The sequence below is a fragment of the Haloarcula sp. JP-L23 genome (genome assembly GCF_011602445.1).
Taxonomy (GTDB): domain Archaea; phylum Halobacteriota; class Halobacteria; order Halobacteriales; family Haloarculaceae; genus Haloarcula; species Haloarcula pellucida.
The window spans coordinates 21,247-44,661 of sequence record NZ_CP050017.1 but is presented as its reverse complement, the minus strand read 5'-3'; the positions used below and the strand labels follow the sequence as shown (position 1 = coordinate 44,661).

General features: G+C 60.7%; 21 protein-coding genes and 5 pseudogenes. 19 read left to right on the top strand and 7 right to left on the bottom strand.

All coding sequences use genetic code 11. The annotated features are described in order from the left end of the window. Window positions 1-164 precede the first annotated feature (164 nt). From G9465_RS23270 to G9465_RS23255, 4 genes are all read left to right on the top strand, one after another. Entirely contained in the window at window positions 165-1,148 is a 984-nt protein-coding gene (locus tag G9465_RS23270; protein ID WP_227015886.1) for a hypothetical protein, read from the top strand. A 107-nt stretch (window positions 1,149-1,255) separates the two neighbouring features. After that, window positions 1,256-2,086: an ABC transporter permease gene (locus G9465_RS23265; protein WP_166975311.1), complete on the top strand. Its 831-nt coding sequence runs from the start codon at window positions 1,256-1,258 to the stop codon at window positions 2,084-2,086. After that, complete coding sequence (locus G9465_RS23260; RefSeq protein WP_166975308.1) at window positions 2,086-2,889, top strand: ABC transporter ATP-binding protein; 804 nt, start codon at window positions 2,086-2,088, stop codon at window positions 2,887-2,889. Before G9465_RS23265 ends, G9465_RS23260 begins: the two co-directional genes overlap by 1 nt. Window position 2,890: 1 nt before the next feature. After that, window positions 2,891-3,700, top strand: coding sequence for an ABC transporter permease (locus G9465_RS23255; RefSeq protein WP_166975305.1), 810 nt, complete (start codon window positions 2,891-2,893; stop codon window positions 3,698-3,700). Between the two features lie 198 nt (window positions 3,701-3,898). On the opposite strand, the gene G9465_RS23250 is transcribed toward G9465_RS23255, so the two are convergent. Further along, complete coding sequence (locus G9465_RS23250; RefSeq protein WP_166975302.1) at window positions 3,899-4,282, bottom strand: VOC family protein; 384 nt, start codon at window positions 4,280-4,282, stop codon at window positions 3,899-3,901. A gap of 148 nt (window positions 4,283-4,430) precedes the next feature. Beyond that, window positions 4,431-4,637 carry a hypothetical protein gene (locus G9465_RS23245; RefSeq protein ID WP_166975299.1) on the bottom strand — a complete coding sequence of 69 codons (207 nt, stop codon included), beginning with the start codon at window positions 4,635-4,637 and terminating at the stop codon, window positions 4,431-4,433. Window positions 4,638-5,545: 908 nt separating this feature from the next. Between G9465_RS23245 and G9465_RS23240 the strand changes: the two genes are divergently transcribed. Beyond that, entirely contained in the window at window positions 5,546-6,331 is a 786-nt protein-coding gene (locus G9465_RS23240; RefSeq protein ID WP_166975295.1) for an MBL fold metallo-hydrolase, read from the top strand. Window positions 6,332-6,460: 129 nt separating this feature from the next. On the opposite strand, the gene G9465_RS23235 is transcribed toward G9465_RS23240, so the two are convergent. Together G9465_RS23235 and G9465_RS23230 are read right to left on the bottom strand one after the other, a co-directional pair. Next, window positions 6,461-7,270: an ABC transporter permease gene (locus G9465_RS23235; RefSeq protein WP_166975292.1), complete on the bottom strand. Its 810-nt coding sequence runs from the start codon at window positions 7,268-7,270 to the stop codon at window positions 6,461-6,463. Next, on the bottom strand, window positions 7,245-8,141 hold the full coding sequence (locus G9465_RS23230; protein ID WP_166975289.1) for an extracellular solute-binding protein: 897 nt from the start codon (window positions 8,139-8,141) through the stop codon (window positions 7,245-7,247). The genes G9465_RS23235 and G9465_RS23230 overlap by 26 nt, the downstream gene beginning before the upstream one ends. 52 nt (window positions 8,142-8,193) lie before the next feature. On the opposite strand from G9465_RS23230, the gene G9465_RS23225 reads away from it, so the two are divergent. From G9465_RS23225 to G9465_RS23195, 9 genes and pseudogenes are all read left to right on the top strand, one after another. Further along, complete coding sequence (locus tag G9465_RS23225) at window positions 8,194-8,775, top strand: winged helix-turn-helix domain-containing protein (protein ID WP_227015885.1); 582 nt, start codon at window positions 8,194-8,196, stop codon at window positions 8,773-8,775. Further along, window positions 8,706-8,870: a TOBE domain-containing protein gene (locus G9465_RS25930; RefSeq protein WP_227015879.1), complete on the top strand. Its 165-nt coding sequence runs from the start codon at window positions 8,706-8,708 to the stop codon at window positions 8,868-8,870. The genes G9465_RS23225 and G9465_RS25930 overlap by 70 nt, the downstream gene beginning before the upstream one ends. Window positions 8,871-8,996: 126 nt before the next feature. Next, complete coding sequence (locus G9465_RS23220; RefSeq protein WP_166975287.1) at window positions 8,997-10,154, top strand: XdhC family protein; 1,158 nt, start codon at window positions 8,997-8,999, stop codon at window positions 10,152-10,154. Between the two features lie 116 nt (window positions 10,155-10,270). Next, window positions 10,271-11,048: pseudogene (locus G9465_RS23215) on the top strand (radical SAM protein); the annotation flags it as partial. Between the two features lie 75 nt (window positions 11,049-11,123). Further along, window positions 11,124-11,947, top strand: a pseudogene (locus G9465_RS23210) (IS5 family transposase). A 31-nt stretch (window positions 11,948-11,978) separates the two neighbouring features. After that, window positions 11,979-12,147, top strand: a pseudogene (locus G9465_RS25925) (GTP 3',8-cyclase MoaA); the annotation flags it as partial. Between the two features lie 76 nt (window positions 12,148-12,223). Next, a pseudogene (locus G9465_RS23205) lies at window positions 12,224-13,430 on the top strand (molybdopterin molybdotransferase MoeA). Further along, window positions 13,427-14,056 (top strand): nucleotidyltransferase family protein, encoded by a 630-nt coding sequence (locus G9465_RS23200; RefSeq protein ID WP_166975285.1) that lies wholly within the window; start codon window positions 13,427-13,429, stop codon window positions 14,054-14,056. Before G9465_RS23205 ends, G9465_RS23200 begins: the two are co-directional and overlap by 4 nt. 317 nt (window positions 14,057-14,373) lie before the next feature. Then, a pseudogene (locus G9465_RS23195) lies at window positions 14,374-15,349 on the top strand (IS1595 family transposase). Window positions 15,350-15,526: 177 nt separating this feature from the next. Here G9465_RS23195 and G9465_RS23190 read toward each other — a convergent pair. Next, on the bottom strand, window positions 15,527-16,111 hold the full coding sequence (locus G9465_RS23190; RefSeq protein WP_166975282.1) for a hypothetical protein: 585 nt from the start codon (window positions 16,109-16,111) through the stop codon (window positions 15,527-15,529). 103 nt (window positions 16,112-16,214) lie between these two features. Further along, window positions 16,215-16,538, bottom strand: coding sequence for a cupin domain-containing protein (locus G9465_RS23185; protein WP_166975279.1), 324 nt, complete (start codon window positions 16,536-16,538; stop codon window positions 16,215-16,217). 126 nt (window positions 16,539-16,664) lie between these two features. Here G9465_RS23185 and G9465_RS23180 point away from each other — a divergent pair, with 126 nt between their 5' ends. From G9465_RS23180 to G9465_RS23170, 3 genes are all read left to right on the top strand, one after another. Beyond that, complete coding sequence (locus tag G9465_RS23180; protein ID WP_166975276.1) at window positions 16,665-17,504, top strand: fumarylacetoacetate hydrolase family protein; 840 nt, start codon at window positions 16,665-16,667, stop codon at window positions 17,502-17,504. A 505-nt stretch (window positions 17,505-18,009) separates the two neighbouring features. Beyond that, window positions 18,010-18,978 (top strand): fumarylacetoacetate hydrolase family protein, encoded by a 969-nt coding sequence (locus G9465_RS23175; protein ID WP_166975273.1) that lies wholly within the window; start codon window positions 18,010-18,012, stop codon window positions 18,976-18,978. 217 nt (window positions 18,979-19,195) lie between these two features. Further along, window positions 19,196-19,939, top strand: a complete 744-nt coding sequence (locus G9465_RS23170; protein ID WP_166975269.1) for an MFS transporter — start codon at window positions 19,196-19,198, stop codon at window positions 19,937-19,939. Between the two features lie 289 nt (window positions 19,940-20,228). Here the strand turns inward: G9465_RS23170 and G9465_RS23165 are convergent, their stop codons facing one another. Continuing rightward, on the bottom strand, window positions 20,229-21,395 hold the full coding sequence (locus G9465_RS23165; protein ID WP_166975266.1) for an MFS transporter: 1,167 nt from the start codon (window positions 21,393-21,395) through the stop codon (window positions 20,229-20,231). A gap of 172 nt (window positions 21,396-21,567) precedes the next feature. Here G9465_RS23165 and G9465_RS23160 point away from each other — a divergent pair, with 172 nt between their 5' ends. Continuing rightward, window positions 21,568-22,194 carry an MBL fold metallo-hydrolase gene (locus G9465_RS23160; RefSeq protein WP_166975263.1) on the top strand — a complete coding sequence of 209 codons (627 nt, stop codon included), beginning with the start codon at window positions 21,568-21,570 and terminating at the stop codon, window positions 22,192-22,194. Window positions 22,195-22,310: 116 nt separating this feature from the next. Beyond that, on the top strand, window positions 22,311-23,348 hold the full coding sequence (locus G9465_RS23155; RefSeq protein ID WP_166975260.1) for an alcohol dehydrogenase catalytic domain-containing protein: 1,038 nt from the start codon (window positions 22,311-22,313) through the stop codon (window positions 23,346-23,348). Window positions 23,349-23,415 lie beyond the last annotated feature (67 nt).

The window sequence follows — 23,415 nt, the reverse complement described above, 5'->3', positions numbered from 1 at the left end:
AAACCACTGGGGCAACGACCTTCAGCGTCGTAGCGCTCGCGGGCTGTTCCGGCGACGGAGGCGACGGTGGCGGCAGCGGCGGCGGAAGTAGTGGCGACGGGAGCGGGGATAGTGGCGGAAGCACCGGCAGCGCCTCCGACGACCTCACCGAGGTGAATATGGTGATGCCCGGAACAGGCTTCCAGGGAATGATGATGAACCATGTCCTCGAGGAGGGCATCCTAGAAGAGGAGATGAGCGAACGCGGCTATACGATGAATCTGCAGGAGACCTTCGAGGGCGCTGCGTTATTCGCCTCTGGGGGTCCGGACTTCACCACGATGAGCACGTTCGAGGCCGCGCGGCTCTCGGCTGAGCGTGACATGAACCTGGCCTCCTTCGGTCGCGTCGCCCCGAACTTCATGGGGTGGTGGGTCGAGAAAGGCGGCGAACTAGATCCGCAGAACAGCGGCAGTGCCCAGGATTCGATCGAACAACTCGCTTCCGGTGGCGGAAAGGTCGGTATCGGTTCGTGGGCGGGCGGCCACGTGCCCCCAGACGCGATGATCATGGACCGGGTCTACGACGGCTACGACTTCGGCGAAGGGAAGAGCGACTTCAGCGTGGTGACGGCAAACTACGGCGCCATCCCGCAACTGGTCCTTCAGGGTGACCTAGCGGCTGGTTCGACCTCGCCCGTCCACGGCGTGGCTCGACAGCTCGACGACAGCGGGAAACCGAAGCTCGTCGAGCTGTTCAACGCGGCGAACATCCTTGACGAGAACGATTTCGGCGTACCGCTGCTGAACAGTCTCACCACGAACCAGCAGTTCATCGAAGAGAACGAGGGAGCGTGTACGGCGCTGCTCCAGACGTGGACCCGCGGCATGGAGTGGCTGTTCAACAATCCGATGGAGAAGATCAATCAGAACCAGCAGGAGAATCTGGAACTACTCCACCTCGAAAATACGGAGCAGGCCCAGTATCTCACCGACTGGGGAATCAACATGTCGATGGAGAACGAGTATCCGATCGTCTACCAGGATGTCGCGTGGACCGAGACCAAGGTCGAGGCCGACAAGGCCTTCCTCTCGACTGCGCAGGACGCCGGCTTTATTCCGGACGGTTACCAGGACCGGCTCTCGTGGGTCAAGCTGCCGGTGGAATAACTCTCCCCATCTTTCCAGCGCTGTCGCTGGGTCCGGTCTGGATGGGCGAAACTATTATACGCATCGCATATGAAACGCTTCATCACCGCAACTAAATAAAAACAGATATGAGTACCAGAAACGCACAAGGTCGAATTACAGGTGCGATCCCGGAGTTCCTGTATACGGATAATCGGGTCATCTTCATCGAGTCGATAATCGTCGTGATGGTGGTATGGGCCCTCGTCGCACGCGGCCTAAACATGACCGAAACCATCGCTTCGCCATTGATTATCGCAGAATCGACGTACGCACTGCTTATGAGCGGTGACTGGGTCGTCCACTTCACCGCGACTATCCGGCGGGTGATCTACGGGTTCATCCTGACGACGATTATCGGGACTACTCTCGGCATCGCGATGGGGATGTCCGACTTCTGGGAGTACGCGCTGCAGGACTACATCACCATCGGACTCGCTATGCCGTCGCTGTTCGCCGCCATCTTCGCCGCGATGTGGTTCGGCATCAGCGACATCACGCCGATGGTCGCGGGGACCGTCATCGCGTTCCCGTTTTTGACCCAGAACGTCTACGAGGGCGTCCACAATATAGACAACCGCCTGCTCATGATGTCGAGTTCGTTCGACGTCTCACGCAAACGGGTGATCAGGCGAGTCGTCTTCCAAGGCGTGCTTCCGGAGTGGTTCGCCGGCGCGCGCTACTCCTTCGCGATCTGTTGGAAGATCACGACGCTCGCGGAACTCGTGGCGGCGTCGAATGGTATCGGGTATATGATCGAGCTTAACCTCAACGCCCTCTCCCTCGTCGGAGTGCTTACCTGGACGGCCCTGTTCACGATCACGATTCTGGTCGTTGAATACGGGATTCTCCAGCAGATCGAGAAGCGACTGTTCGACTGGCGCCAGGAGAGCGGCATGAGCATGATGGGGGCAGCATAATGAGTTCAGACATGGCTAAATCCGACAGCAAAGAAGCATTTCAGTTACCAGGAGAGGAATCGGGCGGCGCAGCATCCATCCATATCGAGAACCTCGGAAAGACCTTCGACACGGCTGAGGGGACCGAAGAGGTGTTCTCGGACATCAATATCGACATTGAACCGGGTACCTTCGTATGTCTGCTCGGGAAGTCGGGGAGCGGGAAGTCGACGATGCTGAACATCGTCAGCGACGTCCTTGAACCGACCGCGGGCCGCGTCCGCTTCGAGTATCCGAGTGGCGAAGAGGACGTCACTCTCGGCCACGTCTTCCAGGATCCACGGCTCCTTCCGTGGAATACCTGCGTGGACAACATCGAGTACGTCCACGAGAACAATCCGAACTACACGGACAAAGTCGCGAAGCGGTCCCTCGACCTCGTCGGTCTCTCGGACCATTACGACAAGTATCCGACACAGCTCTCGGGCGGGCAGCGCCAGCGCGTCGGTATTGCCAGGGCACTCAGCACTGATCCCGGCGTCCTCCTGATGGACGAGCCGTTCAGCAATTTGGACGAAATCACCGCCGAGAACCTCCGAGACGAATTGCTCGATATCTGGTCACAGCTCAACAAGACGGTGTTCTTCGTCACCCACGACATGACGGAAGCTATCCAGCTCTGTGACCGCATCCTCATGCTCGGGAAGGGGCGAATCTACGCGGACCTGGAGAACCCCCTCGAACGTCCGCGTCGGTTGGACTCGGACGAGTTCCTCAAATTCCGTCAGAAAGCCGTTGACAAATTCCACAGCATCGAGAACTAACATGGCAATAAAAAATCGCAGACTTCCGGCGGTTGATGTGATAGCGTCGAATACGTGGACCGCCCGTTTCTTTGGGCTTCTCCTTGGCCTTGCAGCGTGGTTTGCGCTCGCAACCGTCTTCCCGAACAACCTGATGCCGTACCCGTACGAGACAATCCAACTCGCGTGGGGTCTCGTCGAGTCGGGCGTCGCTTGGCCCAACCTGAGAGCCACGCTGCTCCGGACTCTCTGGGGCTTCATCGGCTCGTCACTCCTCGGTGTTGCGCTTGGCGTGTTCATGGGGATAAACAACTACAGCCAGCGCTTTTTCACCCCGTACGTGGTCATCGGTCTCTCGATTCCAGCGATCGCTTGGGCGGCCGTTACGACTATCGTTTACGGCTTCTCAATCATGGCTCCGGTCGTCGCGACCGTCCTCACGACTTTCCCGTACGTCGCGATCAACGTCTGGAAGGGCGTCGAGAACCTAGAGCCCGAACTCATCGATATGTCCCGGTCGTTCAACATCTCGCGCGGTCGGATGCTACGCCGGCTCATCATTCCTAGCGCGGCGCCCTTCCTATTCTCCTCGTTCCGCTTCGGACTCGCAATCTCCTGGAAAATCGTCACGATCGCCGAAATCTTCGCGGCTTCCAGCGGAATCGGGTACAAGCTCATGCAGGCCTATCAGGTCTATCGGTTCGAGGAGGCCTGGGCTTGGGCGTCGCTGTTCATCATCGTAATTCTGGCCATCGAGTACGGGATCATCAAACCCATCGAGAAACGCGTCTTCGAGTACCGCCACGACGCGGACTTCGCCCTCATTGGGTGAAGGCCGCGAAACGCCTTTTTTGGCTCTCGACTGCGGGACGTCGAGACGCGCCCGCTCCGAGGGGAAAATTCGTCCGGAGGTCCGGGGTAACTGGCATAGACGCCGATGTGAGTATCGGTGGATCACTCCGGCCTAACCTGGTGATGGCGCGACCACAGCAACGTACACTGTCGCGGCAGAAAACGGGAGGAACGGTCGTTACTCGAGGGTCTGTTCGAGTTCGTACACGTATCCGTCGGGACCCTCGACGAACGCGATGCGTTTGTCGCTGATACCGTCGTTCACTTCCTTCGGTCCGTCCACGATTCGGCAGTCGTCGCGGTTCGAGAGACGCTCGGCCAGCGACTTGCTGTCGTCGACTGAAATCGCGACGTGTGCGATTCCGCTCGGATCTATCTCTTTGTTCTCGTCGGGATCGTGCTTGAGCTGTATAGTTGCTCCCTCGTCGCCACCAACGTAGTAGTTTGTCACACCGTCGTTACCGACGAAGTCGTGACTGTGTTCCAGCCCAATATCGTCTTCGAAGAACTCTGTCATCCGATCGAGGTCACTAGTCCAGATTGCAGTATGGATTACCTGCATACACGCGAACCGCGCGTCGAAGGTACTTATTCGTTGTCCCTCGGTTGACCGTTCGACAAGACAGTACCACCGCGAAGGTCGAGTACTCCAAAACACGGTCTCATAACCTGCTGCTAAGGCGGTGGTCGAACGGAACGAGGCGGATTTGTTAGCTAGACGACTCCGAATCCCCGTCTCTCGATCGACCGAGCTCCACTCGGAAGACGATGAGATAGGCGAGAAGCGGAGATATCACGAGTATCGCGACGAAGTTGTAGATTCGCGGGTCTCCCGGGAGATGGACTAACTGGAGTAATCCCAGCAAAACGACGTCAAGCAGAATCGTCGCGACGATGACTTTACTCAACTGTTCCATAACTAGTTACACAGTAGCATACAGTATAGCTGTTTTGGAGGCGACAGCCCGAGAGCGGCCTCTGGCACACTAATCAAGTCAGTCATCGTTATACTCGTGTCCCGCCGTTATCTGTTTATATCGGACGAGCCATTCGGCCTCTCAAGAGTATTTACGGTGTCCACGACATCACGGTCCGAACCGTCAACGGGCGCCGATACCGCGTCTATCTGATAGGAGGGCTGTACCCACGCGCTTCGATACGGGGTTCGCGGATACTGCTGGAACAATTTTCAAAGCGATAGACGAGATTGGCGTACGGCCCGAACGTCTCGTCGTCACGCACTAGGACCCGGATCTGCGCGGCGGATTCGACGCGGTCGCTGAGCGGTACGTAGGAACGTGAATTCCCGCGGCGGACGCCGAAGCGATAGCGGAGAACAACGAGCTCGGACCCGACCATAGATGCGAAAACGAAAACGTCATCGGCCGATGGGAGGCAGTTCAAGCGCGGGGCACACCCCTGGTTCGTCGGTACTCGTCGACGGGGATAGCCGTGACGGGCGACATGGTTGTCGGGTCGGATCTACGGGGACTGCAACCGGGATAGTTGATTTTGCCTGAGATATTCACCGACTATCGGCCGCGGGCGAGGCTTCTTTCGCGACGCTACTCCCCTACGGGTTCGACATGGCGCTCGTCTCTCACGGAACCGCAGTGATCGAAGGCGCCAGCGAAAAGACAGAGCGGTACGTCGAGTTTCGCAATAATCCACCGGTAGTGACTGCGAGTTTCTCGACGCGCACCGCGTGGAGGAGGAACTCAACCAATTCCGGCGTATACTACGCCGCTCCGTCGACAGCTATCAGTCGGATTTGGCGGCCGAGTCAGACCAAGCTATTTAGCAATCGACGGCCCAAGTCGAGACGATGACGACGATTCGAATCCTCGTAGACGATTACGTGGCCGAGACGCGACCGGTGGGCTTGCAGGCGGAGCACGGCTTCGCCGCTACCGTCGACGGTGTGCTATTCGACACCGGCCAGACCGGACTCGCGGCTGCCAACGCGGAACGCTTGGACCTCCCGACGGGGTATTCTGAGATCGTACTCAGCCACGGCCACTACGACCACACTGGCGGCCTCGGCGCGTTCCTCAACGACACCGAGAAGGTTTACGCACATCCGAACGCCTTCGATACGAAGCTTCTCGATGGGACTTATATCGGGATGCCGGACCGACGCGCACGTATCGAGGCCGCCACCAAAGTCGTGACGCATAAAGAGCCTATAGAAGTCAGCCCGGGTGTCTATGCACTCGGTGAAGTCCCCCGTAAGTATCCGGACAATCCAGTCGGCGAAGTGGTGGAGGCCAACGGCGATACACGGCCGGACCAGGTCCTGGACGACCAGTCAATCGCGGTCGAGACTGACGACGGGACCGTCCTGGTCTGTGGGTGCTGTCACGCCGGCCTCCGGAACACGGTTGAACACGCCGAATCGGTGACCGGGAGTACCGTCCGAGGGGTGATAGGCGGCACTCATCTCACAGCCCTGGACGAGGCAGAGATAAGAGACATCGCCGATTGGCTGGACGGCCGACTCGGGCTCCTCGCTCCCTCGCATTGTACGGGACCGACAGGCAACCGAATATTGGCGTCGCACTTCCCCGATACCTACGAGTCGGTGGGAGTCGGAAGCGAGATCGCGTGGTGAGACCACAGGTTTCACCGAGCGGGTATATCCCGTCGTCCCAAAGGGAAGCGGCCACGCGAGTAGCAGACGCGTCACTAATTCGCTCGAAGCAGGCCTACGACACCGAGAGGTCGGTTCGCTCTAACAATCTCACTCTAAGGGGTTCATCCCTAGAAAGTTAAGCACGACGAGCGTCGCGACGGCGATACCGATTAAGATAATGGAGACGGCGAAGGCGGTCTCCAGCCCCTGGGTGGTGAACGAGGTCCATATCTGGACTGGCATCGTCCTCGGATAATAAGCGAGCATAATCGTCGCGCCGAACTCGCCGAGGGACCGGGCGAACGCCAGCGTGACGCCGGCGACGATTCCCGGCCACGCAAGCGGGAACGTTACCCGCCGAAACGTCGCCATTCGATTCTCGCCGAGCGAACGAGAAGCGTCTTCGAGACGCTGGTCGACGCCCTCGAACGCCGCCTTGGCGGTGACGACGACGAAGGGCGAAGAGACGAACGTCTGCGCTAGGACGACACCGGCGAGCGACCCGGTCAGCGGGACGCCGTTCGCCGCCGCGATGCTCCCGAGCGCGGTATTCGGCCCGACAACCGTCAGCAGGACCATCCCGCTTACAACGGGCGGGAGGACGAGCGGGAGGACGACGAACGTCGTCACGAGCGTCTGTAACCGCCCGTGCATTCGTGCCAGCCAGTAGGCGAGCGGCAACCCGAACAGTGCTCCGAGCGTCGTGCTTATAGACGCCCCCGTAAGCGAGGTCGTCGCCGCGGAGACGACCGCTGGGTCCGTCAGCTGGTGGAGCACAGTACCGAGCGGTTGACTGAACAAGAGGATAAGAAGCGGGACGACGTAATAACAGATCAACAGCCCCCCAAGCAAGAGCGTGGTCGAAAGCCAGTCGACGTGACGGCCAGCGCCGTTAAATCGTGAACACGTCGGGAGCATTATCGGTGTATTGAGGATACTTGTCGGGGACAGCGAATCCGAAGTCGGTCAGATAGTCGTCCGTTGCGTGCGTCTCGAAGACCTCGACGACGGACTGACGCCGGTCACGGGCGGTCGTGGCGTAACTGATGACTGTGCCCTTGACCGTCTTTCCGCTCGGCAGTTCGTAGTCCGCCGTCGCGTATCGATCGGCGTAGCGGGGGTCACTCAAGTCGATCTCCGGGGGAAGTTCGAGGTAGTTGTAACCGCGCTCGACGGCCATGTTTCGGTACGTGACCGCCGCGTCTATCGATCCCGTCTCGAACTGGCTAACGAGTCGGGTCTCCGGATACGTTCGACTCCGCTGGGTGGCCACCTCCCGAAGGGGGGTGTCGGTCCCGTAGTGACTCGTCGCGAGTTCAAGCATGAACAGTGTCCGATAGCCGAGAGGATCCAGGTCCGGGTCGGTGCGGCCGAGCGTGACTTCCCCGTTCGACAGCGGCCGGTACCAGCCGTCACTCCCGGCGTCAGCGACTCTTCGTCCGCCTTCCGTCTCCGGGTTATAGGCGACGACGAGCGAGTTCGTCGCGAACTCGCAGAACCACTTCGGAGAGAGTGGCGAGTCGAACAGCGCTACATCTGCGACCGAGACGATGTCCGGGTTTTTTTGTTTGTCCGCCACGAGGCGAGCGACCCGAGCGGACCCGTGTGCCTCGATTCTGAGGGGCACGTCCACGTCCGACCTGAGACCGTTTTCGAGCGCGTCGTTCAAACTCCCGGCTGCGAGGATAGTGACGTCATCCCGCTGACGGCCGCTGGAGACAGCGAACCCCCCGGCGAGGATGGTTCCAGCCCCCATCGCCCCGAGAACCTGTCGCCGTGAGTGCTCCATGGCCCATTATTATGCCAAAGCAGACATAACGGTTTCGACCCGTGGACACCGTATGGACGCTGGCTTCGAAGCCCACCTCCGAATCGGGTCAGACACGTTCGACGGAGACGATGCGGCGTTACTCCGGGCTATCTACGACGAGGGATTGCTGAACGCCGCGGAGTCGTCTCTCGGACGCTCGTACTCGGGGGCGCAAAAGCGTGTCACGGCTCTCGAATCGGAACTCGGAACAGTTCGTAGCGCGTCGCCGGGGGGCGACGACGGCGGGAGCCGACAGCCCGATGAGGGCCGCGACGTCCTCGCGAAGTTCGCCCGGCTCAAGGCAGCGCTCGAAGACACGGTATTAGTTGAGGAGGTCACCATCCCTTGGACAGTCGTCGCTCACGACGGCAAACTGGCGACAGTCGAGACCGCTGCCGGTACCATTCAAGCGCTCGCCTCGGGCCCCGGCCCGGCAGTCCACGTCGTCCTCAGAGTCGACGGCGTCACCCTCCACAGTCGGGCGTCGGCACCGCCGTCGGGGGGACCAGCGCGCGCAACCGGTTCGAGAGGGCGGTTGACGATGTGCAGCACTGGGAGACGACTGGCCGTGTCATCGTTGACGTTGACGGGGTGTTCTCGCTGCCGGTGTTAGTCACGCGCGACCCACTCGAAGAATTGTCTCTCTCGCCCGGTGAACGCGTCGTCGCGATGTTCAAAACAATGGCGACTCGTGCACTCCCGGAATGAGCACTTCTTGATAGTTTCCACCGGACCGGATTCGGAGGCTTGCTATCCGCCACTTGTGTCGGTGGACCGGACCCGCTCTCCGACGTAGGGAACAGATAAATATACGAGCAAGACGATGATGCAGGTATGAGTGATCCGACGGAATTCGATCCCTGGAGTGCCTCCACGGCGACGTTGTACCGCGAACTTCGTCGGCGAGTGGCGGACGACGACCTGGCCGTCCTCGCGACGATAGTCGACGTCGAGGGGTCGGCGTATCGGCGACCCGGAGCGAAGATGCTGGTCTCACCTAGCAATGAGAACCTCGGTGCCATCACTGCTGGGTGTCTAGAGGGGCCGGTCGCTGACATCGCGGCACAGGTACTAGAAGACGGGCAGGTCCGTGTCGAGACGTTCGACCTGATGGACGATACACAGTGGGGGCTGGGACTGGGCTGTAACGGGATAGTCGACATTCTGTTAGAACCTATCGACGGGTCGCTTGACGGAGGACTGGCGGCGTTGGAAGAGCGGGACCCGGTCACAGTTCTCACCGCCGTCAATTCGACCGACTCTGCTGTCTCGATCGGAGATAGAACCCTACTTGATGCAATCGGCGACCCGATTCCGGCTGAAGACAGAGAGTCGCTCCCCGACGAACTGGTGGCCAGCCTCCGACCTGCGGTGGGTGAACTCCGCTCCGACGGCGGTTCGACGGTCATAGAGCGGAGGACGGACAATGGATCGGTGACCATCTTCGTGGACTGTCTCGAACCGATTCCGCGGCTCCTCCTTTTCGGCAGTCAGAACGATGTCCTCCCCATCTCGCGTCTCGGCCGCCAGGTGGGTTTCAAGGTCATCGTCGCCTCACCGCGCGGGGCGCAGGCATCAACAGAGGCGTTCCCACACGCCCACGAAGTCGTCGCCTCGCATCCAACCGACGTCAAGGACCACGCCGACGAATTGACCTACGCCGTCGTCATGTCGCATAACATCATCGACGACCGCTTGGCGCTGAAGACGCTCCTAAAGGAGACGGCTGTACCGTACATCGGTTTGATGGGACCGCGAGAGAGGTTCGAGGAGCTCCGCGAAGAGCTCTCGTCGGAGGGGACGGAGCTCACTGCTGATCAGCTCGAACGCGTCTCGACGCCGGTAGGGCTCGATATCGGCGGCGGTGAACCAGTACACATCGCGCTCAGCATCGTCAGCGAGGTTCTGGCCGTTCACAACGGTCGATCCGGCGGGCGACTCAAGGACGTCGAAGGACCGATTCACGACCGAGTTACCCCGCCGTCGTCGTAGCTCCGATCGTCACCGCCATTCAGTGTCTCCAACAATGAGCGAACGGTGCCGGCGTCGTACAGCGGGCACCGAATTCGCGACGTCTTTAGCCGAAAACAAGCATAATTCGGTCCAATATGCCCGCCGACGATTTCGACCGGGAAGTGATAGGTGTCCGAGTCTCGCTCACTGACCGCTATAACTTCGATTGGGTCGACTGTCGCAACGAGGAACCCGGTAACGCGCGCGGGCCAATATAACCGCCAGACAAGAAGTTGGTCACTGACGACGTCATCCGGTTTCTCGAAGCCGCTCGAGAATTCGACGTTGACACGATGAAGGGCACCGGCGGTGAGCTGGTGTTGCGATGGGTTTCGGAAGAAATCGTTCGACGAACCCCAGACAAGATGGAGGTGTTCGTGATGACGAACGGGACGCCTCTCCCGGGACGCGCCGAGTTGCTCATTAATGCCGGGATCAAACACGTGAACGTCTCGCAGAACGCTCTCGACCCCGGTGCGTTCCGCGAAATTACGCAGAGCGGAGCGTACGACCGGGTGATGGGTGGCGTCAAGGCGGCATTGGACACCTGTCCTGCGCCAGTAAAATTCAACATGGTTGCATTCGAACACACGTCGGGCTACGTCCTCAAGGTGGTATAGTCCGTCGCGGAAAAAGAGGGGATGCGTCCACAGTTGATAGAGACATGCCCGAGCTCGTCGGCAACCCAGAGTGGGCGGTCAATATCGAGCGGGACCACGATTGGCTCTATGAACGGGCGAATTCCGTCCATACCGGGAGATGCACTCGCGCTACCGCTACCACGTCGGCGAGAGCGTCATCGAGATCGTCGATCCTCTCGATAACGAGGGGTTCGGCCAAAACTGTCACCGCATTCACGTCACCCACCATGGTGCTGTGTTGAATAGACAGACGGCGTCGGGATAGACCGTCAAATCAGTAAGGACGAAGCCGAGGAAGTCGATTATGGTGGAAGTCGATATCCTCGGCTTCGTTCAGAAGTTCAAGCGGCTATCCAACCAAGCCTTGGGAAAGCACGCGGGCGAGCCCGCCACCGGCGGGTTCGCCCGCTGGAAGCACGTCGTCATTCACGGATTTCGGCGTGAAAAGGAATACAGCTTCCGTGAAACCGAAAGCCGGCTGAAGTACATGAGCGAAATTCGGGACGTACTCGAACTAGGGAAGGGGGACGTCCCGGATTACACGACGCTGAACAAGTCGTTTGACCGGTTCAAGATGTGGGTCTGGCGGGCGTTGCTGCGCGTTTCAGCGCAGCAACTCCCGCAGTCTGGATACGCCGCTCTCGACAGCACGTTCTTCGATCGAGGCCACGCATCTGCGCACTATCTTGATCGGTCTAACCGACGGTTGAAACCATGAAAGTGACGACGCTGACCGATACGGCATCACTTGCTGTCCTCGACGTGCAGTGTCACGCACAGTGGCGTCATGATACGAAATCCGGGCCGCAGGTCGTCCGCCGGAACGCGGACGACCTGCATACCGTCGCTGCTGACAACGGCTTTCAGGACTGGCACTCCGAGTACGAGTTCTACAGCCTCGGCGTCGAGCCGTTGATTCACTACCGTGGGTCGTCTGCGAACGCTATCAGCAACAACGCTCTCATTCGAGAACGCGACTATACCCAACGCTGGATGGCTGAAACATCGTATTCGTCCGTGAAGCGCTCGCTCGGCGATGCCGTGCGAGCGCAAACCTGGTATCGTGAGTTTCGTGAAATCTTCCTCATATTCGCCATCTCGAACATCGAACAACTCTGTGATTCACTATGATCACCGCGCCGTACCCCTATTCAACACAGCACACCATGGGTACCTCATAGGGTGTCTTAATAAAAACGACGACCTCCGTTCGATGGGCGAGATGACCATGGTGGTAATTCGCGAGACGGCCGAGAACCGGATGCCCTTACGGGGAGAATCTGGTTCAGAACGACGCATGCGACTGGGTGATGAACGAGAAGTACGTGTAAGGTCGCTCCGAATTATACCGAGTCGCGCCGACCGGCGGAGGCAATCCTTTTTGCGTACGTGGCCGTACCCCGAGTCATGGCTCACGAACACGATGACATGGAGTGGCGCGCCGACGCCGTGCGTCAAGTTCAGGACCTCCGCCAGCGAACGCTCGCGGGACTCTCAACCGAGAGCGTCTCCCTGGGGTCTCTCTCCGGGCGCACACTAGCCACCGACGTGGTCGCCGAGCAGGACCTCCCGGCGCGGGACCACGCGACGATGGACGGCTTCGCCTTCAACGCCGCAGACGAGTACCCGCTCTCGGTCGTCTCCGAGGAGGTCTTTCCGGAGAGCGAACCGTCTGAGCTCGGTCCCGGCGAAGCGGTCGAGATAGCGACCGGCGCGCCGCTTCCCGAAGGAGCGAACGCCGTCCTGAAACGCGAAGAAGCGACCGTCGACGCGGGGCAACTGACTGGCGCGTCTCTCTCGCCGGGGACCTACGTATACGAACGGGGGAGCAACGTGGCTGCGGGCGAACGCTTGTTTGAGGCCGGCGAGCGACTCTCGCCGAAAGACGCGATCTTGCTCGGCGACCTCGGTGTCGATAGCGTCGATGTCCACGCGCCGTTCTCGACGGGCGTCCTTGCGACGGGCACGGAGATTCACGAGGGTCGTGCGCGCGACCTTGACTCCGCCATGCTCGCGGGACTCGTGCGATCGTGGGGTCACGACGCGACGTACGCGGGGTCCGTCCCCGACGACTTCAAGCGGGTCCGGGACCGAATCAGCTCGCTCGAAGCCGAACACGACGTCGTCGTCACGACCGGCGGGACTAGCGTCGGGCACAAAGACCACGTCATCCGCGCGCTCTCCGAACTCGGCGACGTGCTGTTTCACCGAGTCCGTCTCCGGCCGGGCAAGCCGATTGCAGTGGCGCAACTCCCGACGCGGTTGCGGTCGCTATTCCGGGAAAGCCCCTCGGTGCCCATACGATAGCGACGCTGGTCATGCAGCCGTTCTTCACGGGCGACGGGACGACACCGACAGTTGAGGCGACGCTCGCCTCCGACGTCGGTCTCGGCCGGAAGGTTTCGAATATGCCGTGCCCGTCCTCGTGGACGATGGAACGGCGGTCCCGATGGGCCACGCCGACTCCCCGCTAGCGGTGTACGACGAGACGTTCGATCCGAGTGTCCTTTCTTCGAGCACGCGTGCGACGCGCGCGGACGGCTTCGTGCTCACGCAGACTCCGTTAGAGAAGGGGGACATCGTCGATGTCACGCCATATCCGGTGGTAGAATGACCGAGCAGGCACTCCCGGTACTGTCGCCGCCCAAGACTGTCGCGAGCACCTCGTCGTCGGTCTGGGGAATTGTACTGGCTGCCGGGACGAGCACGCGGTTCGGCGACGAGAACAAACTTCTCGAACCGGTGGACGGCCGACCGATAGTGCGACACGCCGCCAAGACTATGATCGATGCCGACCTCGCCGGCGTCGTCGTGGTCGTCGGGTACGAGTCGGACGCTGTTCTCGCCGCCGTGGAGGGGATCGCCGTGGACGTCACCGAAAACGAAAGCTACGAGGAAGGACAGAGCACGTCGGTCCGGGAAGGCGTCGCCTACGCGGCCGGGCAAGGGGCCGACGCCATTCTCGTCGGGCTCGGCGACATGCCCTACGTTTCGACCGATGCGGTCAAGTCCGTGGTCGCGGCGTACGAAGCCGGGTTGGGAACGGCAATCGCAGCGGCGAACGACGGAAAGCGCGGAAACCCAGTCCTATTCGATAGCGGCCACTTCGAAGCGTTGACGGCGCTGTCAGGTGACGTCGGTGGCCGCGATATTCTCCGAGAGTCTCCGGATGCGGTACTCGTCGAAACGGGCGATTCCGGCGTGCGCCGCGATGTTGACACGCCGGAGGACGTCAGATAGTGGGGTCGACTGACATGTTACACACGCCAGAGTAGGGAGAAATATATGTATATATATATATATATATGATTGAAGGTAGAAATAGTGATTCGTAGGCGGCTGGTGACGGCACTACCGAACAGCGTCAGGCTCAACCATTCCCAGCGTTGCAGTCGTCTCAGTTCGCCTGCCATGTGCCATTGTGCGCCACCTGTGACACTCGTGCGTGTACGGGAGGACCACCGATTCCTCCCATTTACCCTCGTCTTCTCAAACGCTCTTATGCAAAGCTGCGGAAAGACCGTATAGTTACACTGAGCAGACGCTAATTTGGCGATATGTCTTCTGCTCAGCCAGCGTTCGGCGGGATGTTTCGGCAGCTGATTGAGCTGGGCGTCGTCGACGTCAGTACGGAGCCGCTCGATGCCCGCATCGAGCGGCGACTCAAGGAATTTTGGGAGAATAAGTCTTGTCCACGGTGCGGCCACCAGAGCACCGTCACGTGGGAGGAAATCGACCGAATCTGGTGCCGTGATTGCAATTTTAAGCCAGTTTTCACCTACGGAACGCCGTTCCACGAGAAGCACCTCTCCTGCGGTGAGGTACTTCTCGCGTTCACGCTCTACGCAGTACGTTGCTCAGTATCAACCAGATTGCGCCATTCCTCGGTCGGGTCTACAGAACCGTTCACACGGCGATTCGAGAGGTGGAAGCCGCGGTTCAGCGCGGCTTTCCCGTTGTCTGGAGCCTCCTCGACCAAACCATCGATGGACCGACGCAAATCGACGAATCAGGCCAGGTCTGTTCGGGCTACAAAGGCCAAGAGCCGCCGCGGAACAGCCGTTCTCGCGGCGGCTCGTCCCAGACAGGCCGATCACGCTGGCGAGGGCGTCACGGTGATCAGTTGACGCTCGTCGCGGCGTGCCGCGACTCGCTTCGTGTGATCCGCGGCCAACTCGGTATCGACTACAGCGGCGATCTTGAACCAGTAATCCAGGAGGCTGAAGACCTCTCCCAGCCACTGGGAGAGGTCTGGACCGACGGACTCCAAGCCTACCGAGAGATGGAGCGTGACCACCGAACGGTCGTGCACAAAGAGACGTACGTATCGCCGAGGGGGTCCACATTAACCAAGCTGAGTGCCTGTTTTCGCTCGTCCAACCGTGGCTGCGGAAGTTCCGCGGCCTGTCCAAGCAGGGCTTGGAACAGGCCACTCACACCTTCGGCATCGTTCGTTCACTCACTCTGGACGAAGGATCCACCAAGTCAATCGTTGACTGCCTCGTTATCAGGGCTTTCCGCAATTCTACATAAGAGCGTCTCAAACACGTCGATGGCTCCGACCGCGCCAACCGCCGCATAGCGCCACTCGTGACCGACCGCCCCGGTCAACGTTCTTCCTCGGGGTGTTCGGCATGCGAAGAAGGTGAGCGGTACAACTCCAGCGATACAGGACGGCTCTACGTGCCGCCGACTGCGCCAATAGACGTCTCAGGATTCCTCGTACACGTCGTCGAGCCTTGCGTATAAGTCGTCTCTAAGCCGGAATTCACCTTCTTCGACGACCGAGATTACCTTCTCGGCGACCGTCGAAGACGTGAATATCCCACCCTTGAAGCGCTTAAATGTCTCAGCTTGGTCGAAGTGGCGGTCAATGAGCGCCTCGGCGGCCTCGCGGTTGTACTCGTCGCTCATCGCGTGCCAGAAGTCGTCGTGTTCGGAAGCTACCAACGGTTCGAGATCCATGCCTACCTGCTCGAAGTGGTTGAGGAGATGCGCTTCGAGTTCGGATTCGTCGTCGCCGTCGTAGCGCCGATAGACCGGGTTCGTCTGGAGAAATCGGCGTTCGTATCGTCTCCCATCTTCGTCGCGGGCGAGGGCGGCAGCGTACTCAACGACGATACGACCCTGTGTCTCCATCTCAGCTTGAAGCCGCTTAGTGACCTTTCCGACGCCCGTACTGGCGAGAGAGCCGAGGATGCCGCCACCGAACTCCTCTTTGACGACCGTCAGCATCTCGTCGGTCAACTGTTCGAGAATCTCCTGATAGGTCCGCAACACCGCTCGCTTCGTCATCGTCTCTCACACTCCCTTGCCACGGAATTCATCCGTAGCCCCTCGTTGGTCGGTACCGGCCACCGAGAGGAGAGCCGATGCCCGCAGCGCAGGTGAACTTGCGTCATTCGGGGAGGGGGCAGAGGCTAACGGTCATGACGGCCACTTCGTCGCCTTCGTTGCGTGCACCGTGAAGCTCCCCGCGTTCGCTCAGAACGGTCCCCGGCGCCGTGATCCGCTCTTCTTCGGAGCCCTGTTTGACTGTCAGAGTGCCGCGCATAATGTGAAAGACGTTCGTCGCGTCGGAGTGGGTGTGCGGTTCGACGTTGGCCCCCGGACCCAGCGCGACCGCTTTCAACAGTACGTCGTCGGTCTCGGATAGCTCCGTACTGTGGACCTCTTCAGTGTCTGGACGTGAATCGAACTCGGATAGAAGGTCAAGTGACATATTGGCACGAAGGGCGCCGTCCTATTAGTCGTTCTGTCTATACACCCGCCGGTACTCCCCTGATCGACCGATACTGGACGTTGCCGGAAGGAGAACTAATAAGCATTAGCCCTACGGACCGAACGTATGCGTATTGGACGCTTCCAGAAGAGTGGCGAAGCGCGTATCGGGATATTCGAAGGCGACGTCGTCCGGGACGTGACGAGCGAATTCGACGGGTTTCAGGACGCGATTTCGCGACCACAGGACGCCGTCGACATTGGCGGAGAGACCTACGACGTCGAGGACCTCACGTATCTCCCCCCGGTGACGGCGAAGAACACCGTCTTCTGCGCGGCGCTCAACTACGAGGCCCATGCCGAGGAATCGAACATCGCGGTGCCGGATTGGCCGCTCATGTTCATGAAACTTCCCCGGACACTGGTTGGTCACGAAGAACCGATATCGTATCACACTCACATCACCGAGGAGATCGACTACGAGGCGGAGCTGGCGGCCGTCATTGGGGAGCCAGCACGACACGTCACCGCCGACGAAGCGCTAGACTACGTCGCCGGCTATACGCTCCTCAACGACACGTCCGCGCGGGACCTCCAGTTGGGTCTACAGATGGGCGATGACGATTTACTGGATTGGTTCTCAGGCAAGGCGATGCAGGACACGACACCAGTCGGCCCCCACGTCGCTGTCGACGAAATCAACGACCCGCAGGACTTACACATTTCTTCTCGAGTCGATGGGGAGACGATGCAGCATGACAATACGGGTATGATGATCCGCTCGGTCGCCGATCTGGTTTCGTTTGTCTCATCTCGGGTCCGACTCGAACCTGGCGACATCATCGCGACAGGGACGCCGGAAGGGGTTGGGGCCTTCCAGGACATTCAACTCCATCCGGGTGAGACCGTCGAGATCGAGGTCGAAGGAATAGGGACACTCTCGAATACAGTCGAAGAGGCGGAGTGACCGCGCCCGCACGCGAAATCATCAATGAATTGCTCCGCCCCACATCGAAATGGGGATACCGACCTTTTAGACGTTATGCGGGCCGTTCTCTATCGTTCTACCATATTGAACAGTGGTTCTCGATGCCGTGAGGAGTGAGCTTACGTAAAACACGCCACGAGGAGAGCGGCTTACGCTGGGTTGACTGACTACTGCTTTCGCAGTTCGCTGGACGGTAGGTATCTCTAAACCCCTGGGTCGCCTTAAGATATGTAGTGGTGGTTACCAGAGCGAGCGCTCCCTTCTCAGCACTGGCGACCGATAGGCCGGTATCGCAGTGGAGACGCCGACGAATGCCCCACCACCGCCACTACCACCATTCGACCAAACACCTATTCGGCTCGCTGCAGAAAGAGCGAGTGGAATATGAACGCAATTTGTAGGGACAGGAGCGTGCCCCGTTCGACGAGCGTCGAACGGACCCCCAGCGTCGATTCGAGACCAGCATTACCGAGGAGGACCTGAGATGCGTCTGGCGACCTTCGCGGTCGATTCTCCCATCGGGAGACAGACGAGACTCGGCGTCGTCGCCGACGAGAGCACGTATCTTGACGTCACCGTTGGTCACGCCGCGCTCCTCGAAGCGGACGGCGACTCCGCGCCGTACGAGGTTGCGACGGCTATAACACCGCCAGAGATGGTACCGTTCCTCGAACGCGGGCAGCGAGCGATGGACGCCGCTCGACGCGTCCTCGACACGTTCGGAGCCGAGAGCACCGAGAGCTGGAACGGCCGGCAACTCCGATACGACGCTGAGGCGGTCGACCTGTTGAGTCCGCTCCCTCGGCCGGCGTCTCTCCGCGACGCGATGGTGTACGAGGAACACACCAAAAACACCTTCGGCGACGATATCCCGGACGTCTGGCACGAACAGCCGGTGTACTACAAGGGAAACCACAACTCCGTCGTCGCGCCGGATACCGACGTGGTGTGGCCGAACTACTCCGAGGAGATGGACTACGAGCTCGAACTGGCCGCGGTCGTCGGAAAACGCGGCCGCGACATCGACGCCGAAGAGGCAGACCAGTATATCGCGGGATACACCGTCTTCAACGACTTCAGCGCGCGCGACACGCAGTTCCGCGAAATGGAGGCGAACCTCGGCCCGGCCAAAGGGAAGGACTTCGCAAACGGACTCGGGCCGTATCTGACGACCGCCGACGCAATCGACGTTGGTGAGGTCGAGATGACTGCTCGTGTGAACGGCAACACCTGGTCGAAGGGAAGCCCCGGAACGATGCATCACACGTTCGCCGATATCGTCGCCCACGTCTCGACGAGCGAGACGATCTATCCGGGCGAGGTTATCGGGAGTGGAACCGTCAGTCGGGGCTGTGGCCTCGAGCTCGGAGATCTACTCTCGGACGGCGATGCGGTCGAACTGGAGGTCGAGGGAATCGGAACCCTCCGTCATCGAATCGTCCGCTCCGCGTAGCCGAATCGGTCGAACGGTGCTGTCGCGAGGTCGAACTTCGGACACCGACCGGTGCATTACCGGTAATCGCCATCGGCGAAGCATGAACGCACGACTCATCAGCCGGATAGAGCGTGCCTTTCATACGCGTTCCTCCCGAGGTAGACGATGTGATCGGATTTCACCAGTGTACCGCTGCGGCCGTTTGTGGTCTCCGGGGGAACGGCCGGGGATGGATGTGGCGATCATCGCCGTCGGATGGCTATCGATACTCGGAGTTCGGTTCCTCGTCCCCGCCCTCCTCCCACAAGTCAAGTCCACGTTCGGTGTCGACAACACCACTGCTAGCATCGCCGTTACCGCCGTCTGGACGTTCTACGCGCTGACGCAGTTCCCGGCGGGCCTGATTACCGACCACGTCGGGGAGCGTGTAGCACTTACCGTCAGTCTCTTCGTCAGCGCTGGCAGTCTGGTGTTGCTGTTCGGCTCGCCGGTGTTCGCGCTCTTCGTCGGCGCGTCGATCCTCGTCTGGCTTCTCCTCACCGACCCGATCGACGCGCTCGCGGACACGTCCGCCGGCGAGCGCACCGCCGCTTCGCCCGTTCGGGAGGCCGTCGGCGGCATCCCGAAAGCGATCGGCGATCGGCGTCTCCTCCTCACGGTACTGGGCCTAACGTTCTACCTCTTCACGTATCAGGGGCTGACCGCCTTCTTTCCCACGTATCTCATCGCTCACGAACACGTCGGCCGGGACCTCGCCTTGGGGATGTTCGCCCTGCTCTTCGTCGGCGGCGATCTCACTCAACTCGTCGCGGGTTCGCTGGCCGACCGGTACGGTGCCCCTTCGGTCCTGGTCGGCGTCACGCTCGTCGGCGTGGTCTCGCTCGTCGCCGTCCCGCTGGTCGACGGGCGCGTGACGTGGGTGGCTATCTCGCCGCTCCTCAGGGCTCACATAGGAATCGCGCCCGTCGCGAACTCGTAAGTCATCGAGACGCTCTCCGACGAGGCACAGGGGGAGTCGTGGGGATTCCTGCGGACGTGTTTCTTCCTCGTCGGCGCGACCGGCTCTATCTTCGTGGGCACGATGGCCGACGTGGACCTCTTCGACGAGGCGTTCCTCGCGCTCGCCGCGCTCACCGCGGTCGCCGCCGTCTTCTTCTCTCTGCTCATCTGGAACACGCGCTGAGAATCGGTCGGATTTGCCGCGGAACGAGACGAGGTATCTCCGCCGATTAATTCGAGACCACCTCGTCGTTTTTACGACCAGCAGTTCATCCGGTTCCGGGAGATTCGGTCACTACGACAATCGCGACGATTCCGACGACGCCTAAGAGAATATTCGCCAGAAATGCGGCGTACCACGAGAACTCGTCGATGAGCCACCCACCGGCGATGGGTGCAACTAAGGCGCCACCGACGGCGAACGTCGTGAGAACGGAGAGGCTCGTCCCCGTCACGTTCGTCGGGACGAGCTCCTGGACGTAGGTGAAGTACAGTCCGGCGGCCAGTTGGAGACTGAATCCGATCGTCAATAGCAACACCGCGAACCCCGTCTCGTCGACGGGCCGGACAAGGAGTGCGAAGGCCGGTACCGACAGGAGAAAGGAAGCGAGGACGACCGGTCGCCGTCGGTGCCCGATCCGATCCGATAACCAACCGCCGCTGGGCCTGGCGACGATCGCCATCAGGGGAATTAACGCGGCGATGCCGCCGGCCTCTGCGAGCGGTAGAGAGTGAACGTCGCTGGCGAACGTCGGGATCCACGAATTGAGGAAGAGGTACATCGAATTGGTACAGAACGCGGCCAGGGAGACCAGTAGTACGGTCTCGTCGGATACAGTCTGTACGAAGCCTCGCAGGGAGATACTCTCCGCGTCGGCTGAGTACCTGCCTGGAAGCTGTCGGAAGAGGAGATAACCGACGAGCGTAACGAGCGCGAACACGGGGAAGACGACCGACCACCCGTATCGTTCGGCGACGAGAGGCGAGCCCATCTGTCCGAGGAGAAAACCGACCGGCGCGCCGGCGGTGAAGACCGTCACCGCCTTTCCGCGGTGTCGCACCGGCACCGCCTCCCCGACTATCTGGTTGCTCGCAGTGAAGAGCACTCCACCGGTTATGCCCGCGACGAACCGCGAGAGAAGGAAGCCGGTGTAGCCGTTCAAAGCGCTCCCCGCGAACACCGCGGCGACGAATAGGGAGACGCTGACGGCCATCAGCGAGCCGATTTCGACGCGGTCGATGAGGTAACCGGTCGGAAGCTGAAACAGGAGCCACCCCGCGTAGACGGCGCTTATCGACAGCCCGGCGACGGTGCTCGTGATGCCGAACTCGGTTACCAGCAGCGGAAGAATGCTCGCTGGCGCGATCAGCGACGCGAAGAACCCGACCGAGACGAGCGAACACGCCAGCACCGAGAGCGCGCACTCCCGGTTCATGTCGTTTTTCGCATCTGTCTGTCACTCTATCCCACAGTACCACATAAAACCATCCGAAACGCCGTCGGGACGGGGGTTCGCCGCGACGCGAACCGGGCCGGGCCCGCTGTCGACCGAACGTGTGGTCAGATACGGAACAACGGTTTTGTAGCTGTAGGCTAAACCCGAAGGCATGCCAACGGAAGTAGCCGACGGTGTGTTCGACATCACGAGCGAGACAGAGGACAGCGGGAAGCGGTATCGGGTGTACTTGTTCACGAACGGAACGCCGACGATTGTCGACGCCGGACTGGGGGAGACCGCAGGCGCGGTGATCGACACCATCGACGAGATGGGAGTCACGCCAGAACGACTCGTCATCACACACGGCGACGGCGACCACATCGGTGGCTTCGACGCGCTCGTAGAGGCGTACGACCTCGAAACCTGGGTTCCGGAGCGAACGGAGGCCGATGTCGACAACGAACCCACCCACCGATACGGAGATAGTGACAGTATCGGCCCCTTCACCGCCGTTCACGTCCCCGGACACGAGCCCGATAATCACGCTCTGATAGACGAGTCGGCCGGTATCGCAGTGATGGGTGATGCCGTCTCCGGCGCCGACCAGCGAGGGTTACCGGAGGGGTACTTCCACCTCCCGCCGGCCTTCTATTCACAGAACCTGAATCAGGCCGAGGAGAGCCTCGAGCGGTTGCTCGAGTACGAGTTCGACGTCGGCCTCGTCTTCCACGGCTCGTCGGTGACCGAAGACGCCCGCGAGAAGCTCGACCGATACGTCAATTTCCCCGGCAAGTAGCGGCTGTACCTCTCAGCCAGCGGCGGCCCGCTGTTCGATGGGACGCTATCTCGACGCGGCGTAGCCCAGCGCTCATCGGGAGGAATCTTTTTTATCGACCAACCGATGTGACTCACATGGTGGAGACGATGCAGTGTCTTCAAATCGAGGAGTGGGGTGGGAATCTCCATCTGGCCGATCGGCCGATACCGAAGGCCGGGGACGGTGAAGTGCTGCTCGAAGTCGAGGCGACGAGCGTCGGACTTACCGTGTCCAACGTGGTAAACGGCGACCTCGGCAGTTCGCCCGATGACCTGCCGCGAATCCCCGGGCACGAGATAATCGGACGCGTTCGCGAGACAGGCGCGGGCGTTTCACATCCGGAGGCAGGTGCGCTCGTCGGCTCGTATTTCTACCTGAACTGCGGATACTGTTCCGCGTGTCGACGCGGCAACGAATCCCTTTGTGAGAACCTCGACGGGTTCGTCGGCGTCGATACGGACGGAGGATTTGCGGAGTACGTGCGGTTACCTGCCGGGAACCTGCTCGAACTGCCAGAACGGCTGGACCCCGTGGCCGCGACGGTCGTTCCGGACGCGCTGGCGACGCCGTATCACGTCGCGGACCAACGAGCGAACGTCGCACCGGGCGACGAGGTACTGGTCCTCGGTGCAGCGGGCGACGTGGGAATTCACCTGGTGCAGGTCGCACAGTACTTCGGCGGCGAAGTGACGGCGGTAGACCGGGGCGAGGACGGGCTCGAGCGCTGCCGGGAACTCGGCGCGAAACGGACCGTCGATACGGCCCGACAGACGCTGTCGGCGGCGCTCGACGGGGACGCGGGCTTCGATTCGGTCGTCGACTTCACCGGGTCGATGGAACTCCTCGCGGAGGCGACGGAGCTGCTCGGTCCGCGGGGCCGTCTCGTCAACTTGACGACCTTCCCCGGACAGACGTTCGACGTGTCTCCGCGAGCGCAGGTGTTCCGCGAGACGGAGGTCGTCGGCAGCCGATACTGCTCAAAACACGAGTTCGCCCGCTCGGCTGAGCTCGTCGCCGAGGGGACTATCGAGCCCGTCGTGAGCGAGGTGGTCGAGATGGACGAGACCGGGCGACTCCTCGAGCGAATCCGAGCCGGTGATATCGTGGGCCGTGCCGCGATGGTTCCGGAATAGCGGAGATCGGACTTTCGGAGCTTCGATACGGGGAACGCCAGTCCCGTCCAACGCGCTTTCGGTCTCG